General features: G+C 41.0%; 12 protein-coding genes. 7 read left to right on the top strand and 5 right to left on the bottom strand.

Annotation, left to right across the window (positions count from 1 at the left end; translation table 11 throughout):
- Positions 1 to 203: 203 nt before the first annotated feature.
- From CF596_RS06735 to CF596_RS06745, 3 genes are all read right to left on the bottom strand, one after another.
- Positions 204 to 1,619, bottom strand: coding sequence for a DASS family sodium-coupled anion symporter (locus CF596_RS06735; RefSeq protein WP_096901624.1), 1,416 nt, complete (start codon positions 1,617 to 1,619; stop codon positions 204 to 206).
- A gap of 176 nt (positions 1,620 to 1,795) precedes the next feature.
- Positions 1,796 to 2,578: a sulfite exporter TauE/SafE family protein gene (locus CF596_RS06740; protein WP_096901625.1), complete on the bottom strand. Its 783-nt coding sequence runs from the start codon at positions 2,576 to 2,578 to the stop codon at positions 1,796 to 1,798.
- Positions 2,579 to 2,750: 172 nt separating this feature from the next.
- Positions 2,751 to 3,491: an outer membrane protein OmpK gene (locus CF596_RS06745; protein WP_096901626.1), complete on the bottom strand. Its 741-nt coding sequence runs from the start codon at positions 3,489 to 3,491 to the stop codon at positions 2,751 to 2,753.
- 545 nt (positions 3,492 to 4,036) lie between these two features.
- Between CF596_RS06745 and CF596_RS06750 the strand changes: the two genes are divergently transcribed.
- From CF596_RS06750 to CF596_RS06775, 6 genes are all read left to right on the top strand, one after another.
- Positions 4,037 to 4,402 (top strand): HPF/RaiA family ribosome-associated protein, encoded by a 366-nt coding sequence (locus CF596_RS06750; RefSeq protein WP_004974190.1) that lies wholly within the window; start codon positions 4,037 to 4,039, stop codon positions 4,400 to 4,402.
- A gap of 164 nt (positions 4,403 to 4,566) precedes the next feature.
- On the top strand, positions 4,567 to 5,109 hold the full coding sequence (locus CF596_RS06755; RefSeq protein WP_096901627.1) for an ankyrin repeat domain-containing protein: 543 nt from the start codon (positions 4,567 to 4,569) through the stop codon (positions 5,107 to 5,109).
- Positions 5,110 to 5,125: 16 nt separating this feature from the next.
- Positions 5,126 to 5,896 carry a transporter gene (locus CF596_RS06760; protein WP_096901628.1) on the top strand — a complete coding sequence of 257 codons (771 nt, stop codon included), beginning with the start codon at positions 5,126 to 5,128 and terminating at the stop codon, positions 5,894 to 5,896.
- A 165-nt stretch (positions 5,897 to 6,061) separates the two neighbouring features.
- Positions 6,062 to 7,894 carry a protein-disulfide reductase DsbD gene (gene dsbD / locus CF596_RS06765; protein ID WP_171324892.1) on the top strand — a complete coding sequence of 611 codons (1,833 nt, stop codon included), beginning with the start codon at positions 6,062 to 6,064 and terminating at the stop codon, positions 7,892 to 7,894.
- The gene (locus tag CF596_RS06770) at positions 7,891 to 8,571 is read left to right on the top strand and encodes a glutathione S-transferase family protein (RefSeq protein ID WP_096901631.1); all 681 of its coding nucleotides are present in this window, start codon (positions 7,891 to 7,893) and stop codon (positions 8,569 to 8,571) included. Before dsbD ends, CF596_RS06770 begins: the two co-directional genes overlap by 4 nt.
- 166 nt (positions 8,572 to 8,737) lie before the next feature.
- Positions 8,738 to 9,301: an NAD(P)H-dependent oxidoreductase gene (locus CF596_RS06775; protein WP_096901633.1), complete on the top strand. Its 564-nt coding sequence runs from the start codon at positions 8,738 to 8,740 to the stop codon at positions 9,299 to 9,301.
- A 107-nt stretch (positions 9,302 to 9,408) separates the two neighbouring features.
- On the opposite strand, the gene CF596_RS06780 is transcribed toward CF596_RS06775, so the two are convergent.
- Positions 9,409 to 10,320 (bottom strand): alpha/beta hydrolase, encoded by a 912-nt coding sequence (locus CF596_RS06780; RefSeq protein ID WP_004974206.1) that lies wholly within the window; start codon positions 10,318 to 10,320, stop codon positions 9,409 to 9,411.
- 154 nt (positions 10,321 to 10,474) lie between these two features.
- On the opposite strand from CF596_RS06780, the gene CF596_RS06785 reads away from it, so the two are divergent.
- Positions 10,475 to 10,912 (top strand): DUF2147 domain-containing protein, encoded by a 438-nt coding sequence (locus tag CF596_RS06785; protein WP_004974208.1) that lies wholly within the window; start codon positions 10,475 to 10,477, stop codon positions 10,910 to 10,912.
- 94 nt (positions 10,913 to 11,006) lie between these two features.
- Here the strand turns inward: CF596_RS06785 and CF596_RS06790 are convergent, their stop codons facing one another.
- Complete coding sequence (locus CF596_RS06790) at positions 11,007 to 11,354, bottom strand: Spx/MgsR family RNA polymerase-binding regulatory protein (protein WP_096901634.1); 348 nt, start codon at positions 11,352 to 11,354, stop codon at positions 11,007 to 11,009.
- Positions 11,355 to 12,176: the final 822 nt, after the last annotated feature.

The following is a 12,176-nucleotide window of genomic DNA, read 5'->3' on the forward strand; positions in this document are numbered from 1 at the left end:
AATACTAACATATCTACTCATTTGTATATAATAATATAGAAATAGGTAGATTTCAACTAGCAGTTATTAACCCTCCTCATCGTGTCTAAATTATTATGTTTCGAGTATAGCGAATTTATTTAGGTAATGATTTGATGATTAAAAATATTCTAAAATTGAGGCGAAAAAAATGGAGCATCTTGTGCTCCATTTTTTATTGATCCTTAACTAAAGAACCAATATACAAATAATGAAATAATAAATACGCACATGACGTTCAACACCATGCCCACACTCATCATTTCACTTTGTTTAATTTGACCTGTACCAAATACAATCGCATTTGGTGGCGTTGCCACAGGTAACATAAAGGCACACGATGCACCAATACCAATAATCACCACTAAAATTTCTTTTGGAATACCCATTTGGTCTGCAATTGCAGCAAATACAGGAACCAATAACGCAGCAGACGCTGTATTACTGGTAAATTCAGTTAAGAAAATAATGAAGATGGTCACCGCAAAAATCACTACCAATGGCGAAGTATCACCAAAGGTATTGGCAAGGGTTTGACCCAATACCAAAGATGCGCCTGAATCTTTTAAGATCGCACTGAGGGTTAAACCACCACCGAACAGTAATAACACGCCCCAATCGGTATTTTCAGCTACTTGCTTCCAAGATGCAGTACCTAGCATGACTACCAAACATGCAGCAGCTAATGCAGTCCATGTATCGGGTTGGCTAATGCCGAAGGTTTCGCTAAGTTTTTTACCAAAAATCCACGCCACTGCAGTACATACGAATAAAATCATCGTTGCAACACGGGTTTTGGTCCAAGGAATTACTTCAGTTTCAAAATGAATTTTTTGATTTAAATTTGGACGCAATACCAAATATAAGCTGACCAACATTGCTGGTAGCAAAATCAGCATCATTGGTAAACCAATTTTCATCCAGTCAGCAAAGTCATAGTCTAACGCTTTGGCTGCAATAGCGTTTGGTGGCGAACCTACCAACGTACCCAAACCACCTAAACTGGCAGAGTAGGCAATCCCCAATAAAATGAAAACGAAGGTTTTACGCTCTTTAGTGGCATCGAGGTGTGATAACAAACCCAGCGCCAACGGTAACATCATCGCCGCCGTGGCTGTGTTGGAAATCCACATCGACAACGCAGCAGTGACAATAAAAATAGATAAAACCGAAATCCCCAAGTGACCGCCCGACATGGAAATAATCCACATCGCAATTTTACGATCCAGTTTCTGAATGTGCAGTGCAGTCGCTAAAGCAAAACCACCAAAGAACAGGAAAATAACAGGATCGGCAAAAGTCGCCAATGCCTTGCTGGTGCTAATTGGCTCAAGCACTTTGCTGGCATTTTCTACAGGCATGCCCAAAATTACGGCAAGCACCGGCACCAAAAGCGCGGTAATGGTAATGTGTACAGCTTCGGTGAGCCATAAAATACCAATAAAAAGCAACAGACTTAGACCCTTATTTGCATTTTCATCATAGGGCAAGACATTGTATAAACCGAAAGAGAGCAGGGCTGCAATTGCAACAATCACCCAGGTCTTGATCAGTTCTTTTCGCTTAATATTGGCTGGCACTTCTATATGGTTATTTTCCATAGAAGTTCACTCCGTCAAAAGGAATTAAAAGAAAAGAGGGAAGATTGGTCGATGCAAACGACCGAAGCAGTCTGAATAGACTGTTTTTTAAGCTGGTCTTAATTATAGGTGTAAATAATTATTTAAGCCAAAAAAAATCTAAATAATTTTCCATTTGTTATGTTTATTGGTCTGATTTATATCAATAAAGCAGGTGATGTTTGGATGATGAATAATCCTTGAGCAATCGCGTAAAGTGCCATAAAACCCAATAACGTAAATACAATCTGCTTAAATAATGTCTGGGAAATTTGTTTACGAATCAGACTGCCGATATACACCATCAGCATAGAGATGATGCAAATCAGGGCTAAAACTTTTAATTGTATGTGGCTAAACTGTTGAATTACTGGATATAAAACTGCCAATTGAATGAGTTTGGAAATAATAAAGTTTAAGTTGCTAATCACCACAATATCGGTTTTGCTGTGTTGAGTGCTGAGTAAATACATCATTAGAAATGGTGCCATGGCATTGGTCGCACCACCAATCACACCTGCCAGCAAACCAAAAATCAGCATATTTTTGAGTGAGGCAGAAATTTGCAAAGGACGTTGTCGAAATTGATCGGCCACGTACAATAAAATCAGTACGCCCATTGCCAATTTTAAATAACCTTCGTTCAGAATGAGCAGCAAACTGACGCCCAAATAGCTGCCAATCAGCGCACTGAAGATTAAACCCCAATATTTTTTGCAGTAGCCATATAAACTGCTGAATATAGATTGTGTGGCATCGCCCCGCAGCATGTAGATATTGAGAAGCAAACAGGGAATCAGAACCAAAGCAACCGCAGTACTGAGTGGATATAACATCGCCACCGCAGCCGTACTGAGCATAGGAAAACCAAAACCGCTCATGCCATGCAAAATTGCAGCAATCGCACAAAACATCAGAATAATGAAATCGGTTTTTTGCATGCGGGGGTTCACATTACTTTTTATTTGAAATTTAACTCAATGTAGCGGAGTTTTGCACTAAGTACAAATGGGTTGCATGGTTATGAGCAAAGCATATTTATTGGAAACTATTTTAACGACCAATAAAAAAGCAAGACCGAGGTCTTGCTTTTTGAACAGCGAAAAATACAGCTTAGAAGTGGTATTTGACCAATGCGCTGACATCGTTTTGATTGATGCCTGATTTATTACCGTATTTGTTGTTCCAAACAGAGTGTTCGATACCGACATATAAACGTGTATTTGGCGAAATGTGTTTGCCTGCATTCCATTTATATTGTGTAGTCCAGTTGAGTTCGCTAGCGTGGTCATCTTCTGCAGTAGACCAATCAAGGAAACCATCTACTAAAAAGTCTTCAGCACCGACTTTAAATGGAAGACCGTAAGCAAACGTCATTTGATAATCATCTTGAGAGATATCTTTATCATTATCTGCTTTGTAGAAGTTCAATTGCGCATATTTGAAATATGGAAGCTCAAGATCAAAACCAATACCGTATAGGTAATTGTTAAAGCCTTCGCCACCTTCCCAAGTGGTTGCAATTAAAACATCTTTAATTGGACCAAAGGCAAGTTTTTGACCAGAAACAGCGCCTAAGCTTAAGCGTGGTGATACTTCAAAGTAAGTGTCATTGCCATCTACATCATTGTTTGAACGGTCAGCAAAGGCAAAAAAATCACCATATTTAAAACCAGCAGCGTATTCAAAAGTTACAGTGCTTTGTTCAATCTCTTGATCGCCAGTTAAAAAAGGTGATTTGTAATTTTCACCGTATAAACCTGTCACGCTAAAATCTTGCCAAATCGGTGTAGCTTGCGTAAAAGTTGCAGCAGTGGAGATTGCGCACAGCGCAGCAATATGTGTAAGTTTCATAAAAATAGACCCCAATAAAAGCGTTTCAAGGATACAGATCGTTTAGCAAAAATAAAGCAAAATTCGATTATTGACGGGTCATTTTTGGGTGTTTTTTATCAGTTTTTGGGTTGAGTGTTTTTTAAACGATTTAAAACCAATGGTCAAAATGCAAAGGCGAATATTGCAGATGTAACTAAACCCTTTAAAAGCATCAAGTTTCTTATTGGCAATAGATTGAACAACATGGTGCTATCCAAATTGATCGCTTATTGAGCATCTAAGCTGAAATTGGTGATAAAAGGGTTATTCTTTTGCTGCTTTTCTATAAATATTGCTTGCATATTTTTCAGATAGGCCCGATATTCAAGGTATAGGGACACGGTTCTGCAGAATTAAAAGTGTTCATCATTCACGTAGGAGGAAGTGATTCCAAACTAAGTTGAAGATGTACTTTATGCTGTAAAAACAGCACATTATAAACACGCCAAAACATATATATAAAATTATGTGTAAGATTTTGGCACAACAAGATTCAGAAATAACGAACGCAAGAGGATGAAATCATGAACATTGAAATCCGTACCGATAAAAACATTCAAAACAGTGATCGATTAATTAGTTACGTTCGTGAAGAACTGAATAATGAATTCCAACGCCACAGTGAGCGTATTACCCATTTTTCAGTGCATTTTAGTGATGAAAATGGTGAAAAAGGCGGTGATGACGACATTCGTTGTATGATTGAAGCACGTCCAGCAGGTTTAAAACCAGTAGTTGTGAATCATCGTGGTCATAATATTGATACAGCCATTCACGGTGCGATTGACCGTTTAAAACGCAGCCTAGAACATGCGTTTGAGAAAAATGAAAATCCTCGTGGTGCTCGCCCAGAATTTGTAGATACAGATGTTGGTGGCGACGACGAATAAGGATCAGACAGATTCCAAGAGCCTCGCAAATTTTGCGGGGCTTTTTTGTGTTTGCATGCAGCCAATGCACTAAATTCACGATTTGCTGACATTTATCTCATACAAATGTCGCTTTATTGGGCATAATAGTTCTAAATTAAACATTGAATAAGAGAGCTCTCTGCATGTTAACTGCGCAACAACAAGTCTTGGTGCAAGCAATAGAAGAATTAGACCTTGCCCAAGTGCAACGCCTATTGGCAGACGGTTTAGACCCTAACTTTATGGATGCCGAAAAAGGCCCTGTAATTTCAATCTGGTCAGATGGTTTATTTCAATGGTGGGAAAAAGTCTGCGAAGCATATGAAGCAGGTCAGCCACTCACAGAGCAGCAAAAACAGCAAGATTTGCAAGTGCATTTAGATATTTTAGAGGCCTTGATTCAAGCCAAAGTGAATTTGCATTTATGGGATGCCGAAGAAATTTACGGCCCATTGTGGGATGCGGCTTCTGCAGCATGTGTTCCTGCGGTACAGCGTTTATTAGATGAAAAAGTCGATCCGAACAGCAAAGATGAAGATGGTTTAACGATTTTATCTTCAATTAGTGATTTATTGTTTGATTGTGATTTTGATGAAATTCAGTGGTCGGATGCTTTGCTAGAAGAACAGCAGACTTTAGAATTGTTGCGTCGTTATGGCGCAAAAATGAGCAAAGAATTGGCCTAAGAGCAGAGATAAAAATATGTCAGCATTAAAAACAGTTGGGTTAATCGTGGCGGCAGGCATCAGCATGCAGGTGAGCGCGGCAGATTTTGAGTTTGATCGTCCTGGTGCAGGAATGAGTACGGGTATTACACCTGTAGGGAAACTGGCTTGGGAACAGGCTTTGCCAAGTGCAACTTATCAAGAAAGTAACGATGCTTCGGGCGAAAAAGTTAAAACTACTCGCCTTAATGCTGACATGCTGTTACGTACAGGTTTGGCGCAAGATTTAGAGTTACAGCTGGGCTGGCAAGGGCCTGCATGGAGCAAAAGCAAAACTGCAGGTCAATCGGTTGAAGATGATGGTTTGGGTGATGTCAGCATTGGTTTAAAACAAGCCATTGACTTAAATGATGACAAACTTTCTATGGCCGTGTTGTTGCAAGCGCTAATTGCCACAGGCAATGATGGCTTTAGCGAAGAAGATGATATTTATAGCTTGGGTACGGCAGTCAGCTATCAATACAGTGAGCTGTTAAAAACAGGCATCAACATGCGTTACGATGTACAAAATAGCGATTGGGCGGTTACAGCAATTCCCAATATTCAGTATCGTTTAAGCGATCAATGGTCAGGTTTTTCAGAATTGGTCTATCGTAAAGCAGAAAGTCAGGACAATGAATATGGCTTAACTTCGGGGGTGATTTACGCACTGAATGAACGCACTCAGCTGGATGCCAGTGTCGGTGTAGATTTAGACGGTGCAGATAAAAGTTACCATGCAGGTTTAGGTATGGCGTTCTTGTTCTAAGCCATTTAAACCATTTAAAGCTTTAAAATACGTTGTATGTTGCAGCAGGCTAAACTCATCAAGCTTGCTGCAGATTCGTTTTCATCCTAATAAAGTTCATGCCGAGGCGAGCAGAACATGAAGCAGTCCTTATTTCAGACCTTTTGGCAAGCTGCTGTTGATCTAATGGCTGATATTTTTCGCTATATGAATAGGGGCTTATCTTGTCTGCTCGCAAGTCTACTTTTATTGTGTTCGCTAAGCCTACACGCAGAAGCACCTTTACTCCCACCCGAACAAGCCTTTCAGTTTAGCGTTGAATCGGTCAATCCCCAACAAGCCGAACTGCGTTGGAACATGCCTGAACAGTATTATTTGTATCAGCATCAATTTAAGGTTGAGCATGGACAGCAAATACTGGCTTTAGAGTTGCCTCCCGCAGAAGATGTTTATGATGAAAACTATGGACATACTCAGGTTTATTATCAACAAGTCAGTTTTAAAATTCCCACGCAGGCTGCACAGCGCTATCAAGTGAGTTGGCAAGGTTGTGCGCAAGATCGGCTTTGCTATCCACCACAGCGCATTGAATTTCAGACCGACAGCACTGGTTTGGTGATTTTAGACAATCAAAGCGCAGCACAAAAAAATCTGTGGGGTGGACACAGTAACCCAACCCAGAATGTGTTTTCGACAACACCTGCCAACTCCACGCTAGCATCCTCAACAAGTGTTGCGACAGCGCAACCCATCACTGCACAAGATCAAATGTGGTCAGAAAAACTGGCACAGAGTTCGTTTGCTTATGGCTTGCTACTGTTTTTTGGTTTAGGGGTTTTATTGGCCTTTACTCCATGTTCTTTGCCGATGTTGCCCATTTTGACCTCCTTGTTGGTGCGTGAACATAAAGGTGTCAAAGCGTGGACGATTACTCTGGTTTTTGTCTGTAGCATGGCAATGGTTTATGCCATATTGGGTTTAATTGCGTCATCCGCAGGTTTGAATTTTCAGCGTTGGTTACAACAACCTGCTACTTTAATTGCCTTTAGTTTACTGTTTGTGTTGTTTGCCTTAAATTTGTTTGGACTGTTTGAGATCAAGTTACCACGTGCTTGGGTCAATCGACTCGATCAGGCGCAATCTATGCAAAAAGGCGGCAATTTGGCAGGTGCTGCACTCATGGGCATGTTGTCGGCACTTTTGGTCGGCCCATGTATGACTGCGCCATTGGCAGGGGCGTTATTGTTTATTTCACAAACCCAAAGTCAGTTGCAGGGTGCGCTGCTGCTATTTACGCTCGGTTTTGGCATGGGTACGCCGTTATTATTGGCCAGTGTGCTTGGGGCAAAAGCTTTACCACGCGCAGGCTTGTGGATGCATCAAGTTAAAGTGCTGTTTGCCTTTATTATGTTGGCATTGGCGTTGTATTTTATTCGTCCGTTATTGGGTGAAGCATGGATACAATCGCTTAGTTTGGCACTTGGACTGGGTTTTGTCGGCTATGTGTTGCATCGTTTGAGTGGCTATCATGGTACGCTGCGGGCGATTTATCTGAGTGCGTTATTGGTGGTGGTGCCGTATCTGATTTATAACCAATATCAACACAGCCAGCGTTTTTGGCAGCAGGAAAACGATGCGGTTTTAGAATGGCACCGTGCAACGACTGCAACGGAATTACAACAGTTACTTGCCCAAGCTCCGAAAAATCAGCGCATGATTATAGATGTCTATGCCGATTGGTGTGTGGCGTGCCGTCCGATTGAGCAACAGGTATTGACATCTTCCACTGTAAAACAGGCACTTGCAGAATTTTATTTAATTAAACTCGATTTAAGCCATTACGATGCCAGTCATCAAGCTTTGCTGAATAAATGGGAAATTTTAGGGCCACCTACCTTTTTATTTTTGGATGCACAACAACAAGAAATTCGCAGTCTGCGTTTAACGGGTGCGTTTAACGAAAGCACCTTGTTAAATCAACTGCAGCAACTTCAAACCACACAGGAGTCATCGCCATGATGCAGCTGTATATTGCCAATAAAAATTATTCGAGCTGGTCGATGCGCCCGTGGTTGGTACTGAAGGCGTTTGATTTGGTTTTTGAAGAAATACAACTGAACTTTCCATGCGAGCGTGGTGAGGGCGATTTTAAACAACGTGTCCTAGAAATTAACCCCAATGGTAAAATGCCTGCCTTGTTAGATCAGGGCATGTTGATTTGGGATTCTCTCGCCATTTGTGAATACTTGGCAGAGCAATATCCTGAACAGGCACTTTGGCCGCGTGATGTACAGCAACGCGCTTGGGCGCGTAGCATCAGCGCAGAAATGCACAGTGGTTTTACCGATTTACGCAGTTTATGTGGCATGAATATTCGCGCCAATTTAGCAGAAGTGGGTACAAAATTATGGCAAGAACATTCGGGTTTAAGGCAGGATGTGGCACGCATTGAACACATTTGGTCGGCACGTCCTGCAGCAGATGGTTTCTTGTGTGGTGAATTTAGCATTGCCGATGCGTTTTATGCTCCTGTGGTGACGCGTTTTATGACTTATGCCTTGCCTGTAAGTGCCAACAGCCAACACTATATGCAGCGGGTGATGCAGCATCCTGCTATGCGCGCTTGGGTACACGCCGCATCACAAGAAGCAATGTGGGTCAATTATTTAGAGCCTTATCAAAAACCAGCAAAATGACTTGGAAAAAGCAGGATTAGGAAAAATACTGCGGAAGTTTTTGTGCGGTAAAGTGGTCTTTTTTGTTCCAAAAATAAAACATAGTGTCTTAGTTTTCCCAATTATTCTATTTACGCTGCACGATTAAAATAGCGTTATTAAATGAATACAAGATTGGAACATCCCCATGAAAATTTTACACATCGACTCGAGTATTTTAGGTGAAAACTCAGTTTCACGTCAGTTAAGCCAAGCGATTGTGCAACAATTGACTGCAAAAAATAGCAATGCACAGGTCGATTATTTAGATTTGGCACAACAGCCGATTCCGCACTTAACTGCCGAAATTTTAATGGGGCAGGATGCAGAACAAGCGGCTTTAGGTGAAAAAATCATCCAGCAATATATTGATGCCGATGTCGTGGTGGTGGGTGCAGCCATGTATAACTTTGGTTTGACTTCAACCTTAAAAGCATGGATTGACCGCATTAGCGTGGCGGGAAGAACCTTTAAATATACCGAGCAAGGGCCTGTAGGTTTGGCGGGTGAGAAAAAAGCCTATATCGCCAGCAGCCGTGGCGGTGTGTATGGTGATAATAGCCCTGCTGATTTTCAGGAAGATTTCTTGAAAACCATCTTCAACTTTACAGGGGTGAATGATGTAGAAATTATTCGCGCTGAAGGGGTGAGTATGTCGGAATTTAAAGACCAAGCTGTTGCCAATGCGATGCAAAAAATTCAGGCGATTTAACCCACTATTTCAATAAAAAAAGCTCAGTGCCTTGAGGGTGCTGAGCTTTTTTTATATAGATGGATCGGCTAAAAGGGTTGGTTAGCAAAGCCTTGTTATGGTTGAACTTAGCTCTGATCTTGCCGATGTGCAAACTCTGCTAAATCTGCCAATGCACGTTTGGCTTCTTCAAACCAGGGTGAAAACATTTGAAAATTGTGCCACATACCCGTGTAGAGTTTGTAATGCACTTCTACGCCTGCCTGTTCGGCTTTTTCTTTAAAACGTGTTGCATCATCCAGCAAAATTTCTTTAGAGCCAATTTGTACTAAAACTGGTGGTAATTCATGTAAATCATCAAACAATGGCGAAATTTGCGGGTCTGCCCGATCAAGTTCAGGCGGTACATAGTAATCAATGCCTGTTTCCAGCGTTTCAATTGACAGCAGGGCATCATGCTTGCTGTTATAACGCAAGGATTCACTGGTGAGGGTTAAATCTAAAAATGGTGACAGCAGCATTAAGCCACTCACTTGCGGCAATTGCTCATCACGTATTTTTAAAGCTAGCGCCAACGCTAAATTTGCACCGCAAGAATCTCCTGACAAAATAATATCTTTGGCGTGTATACCTTGCGCCAACAGACTTTGATAGACATCAAACACGGCTTCCAAAGCATGTGGAAAAGGATGCTCAGGTGCAAGCGGATAATCGACATGAATCACTTGCATTTGGGTGCGTGCCGCAACTTGACTCAAAAATGCTCGATGGGTATTTAACGAACCCAGAAAAAAAGCCCCGCCATGAATATGAAAAATGAGCTGTGTTGCAGCATTCTGTGGTTTTAATTCTTCGGCATGCAGACCTGCTAAACGCAGCGCGCGTACCTGCACCGACTTTTGCATGGGAAATAAACGGCACATTTGTTCTAGTGCAAAACGTACAGAATTGGGGGGTAAATTAAATTGGCTTGGTTTGCGAATGGTGGTTTTTAAAAACTGCTCTGTAATAATTTGTTTCCACATGGGGTTAATCTTCATGATTTTTCCATCTTGTTCTTTATTTGATCGGATATTTGTGTATTTACCAACATAATTTACAAGGGTACACTAAACGGTCACATTCAAAAATTGCAAATTTGTTGTGACTTTTTAATAATAAAGTTGTCTGATAGTAGACTAGGGAAACAAAACAATGAAAAAAATTGCACTTGCATTCGGGCTGTTAGGTTTAAGCGCTTTGGCCAATGCTGCAGATCCGCTTAACGGCACAGTTTGGAAAACAATTGACGACAAAACCAAACAACCCAAAGCCACGGTAAGATTTACTGAGCAAAAAAATGGAACTTTAACCGCAAGCATTCAGTCAATTTTAACGCCTGGTGAAGAAAATGCCTGTACAAAATGTGAAGGTCCGTATCACAACAAATCACTCAAAGGTTTGACCATTGTTCGCGGTCTGAAAAATACAGGCGGCACGAGCTACGATGGTGGTTCAATTCTTGACCCGCAAACAGGTAAAACCTACAAGCTAAAAGGTAAACTTGCCGATGGTGGTAAGAAACTGGAATTGCGTGGTTTCATTGGTGTAGCGGCATTGGGTCGTAACCAAACATGGATTCGTGCGAACTAAGCATGTATTCCACCTGTGCAGTTGAAATCATATTGCACAGGATATAAAAAAACCTGCTCCATGTGAGCAGGTTTTTTATTGGTATTTTTTAAATTTAACCTAAAGCACGATAAGCCGTTTCATCAAAACCTGCAATAAAGCCTGATTCAGTTTTTAAGACAGGACGTTTAATTAAACTGGTGTGGGTGCAAAGAGCCTCAATTAAGTTGGCTTCACTGGCCAAGGCAGCTTGCTGTTCTGCTTCACTGAGTTTGCGCCAAGTGGTGCCTTTTTTATTCAATACTACATCTTGCCCAAGCACATCTAACCAACTTTTGACAGTGTCGGCATCGATTCCTTGTTTTTTATAATCGTGAAACTCATAACTTAGCCCCAATTCATTGAGTAAATCGAAGGCTTTTTTCATTGAATTGCAGTTTTTAATACCATAAATTTTTAACATATTTTTTTCACGTTAATATCATCAGACTGATTATAGCCTAGCCCAAAACAGCGCTAAGTGCTAGAAACTTGCAGTGAACAATGATTGGCTGTTTAAATGGTATGTGTCATCAATACGTCATACCGATGTCACCAAATTGACACTTGATCGCTCTAAAATGGGACGCATAAACAGAAAAAAATGAAAAACTTGATAAGAACAGACTTTAGTGAAAATAAAAAATACAGTGAAGAACAACAGTAACAGCGCAAAACAGAAAATAAGATGATAAAAAGAGAAAACCCGCATTTAATCATCCTGATTATGCGGGTCTCATTTTAACGTCCATTGTTACATCCTTGAAACTAACCAAAACCAGTTAGTTTATTTTCCATCCTTCGGCTTCCAATCCTTTTGTGTCATCCTGACTGTCCCTTTGCCGTGATGCAATAATGCGCTGAATCGACTTGAAGATAAATACACAAAGTCGACAGATTATGTGCGAATTGAACCTCAGTTGAGTGAACAATTGTTCACTCATATAGGCTGTGAAATTTGTGTGAATAAGGGACTATTGACAATTCGTCTATGTTTGCGACGACGCATATTTTTAGCTGATATAAGGCATGGGACAGGAAATTTAGCCATTCTAAATGACTGGCACATAACGCAATAGCAGCAAAAAAATATGCTCGTCCTTCGCTGCGCCTTGCGCTGCAAACAAAGCAGTGCTTGTTTTTGCTCAGGCTGTGGCTAAAACTTTCTCAGATTGCGTTATGAAACTTGGCAATAGACCCACTATTCCCTGCGTTTCATGCCTGATCTGCTCAGTTTTAGCCTACA

It is taken from the genome of Acinetobacter sp. YT-02 (genome assembly GCF_002412355.1).
In the GTDB taxonomy this organism is placed as follows: domain Bacteria; phylum Pseudomonadota; class Gammaproteobacteria; order Pseudomonadales; family Moraxellaceae; genus Acinetobacter; species Acinetobacter towneri.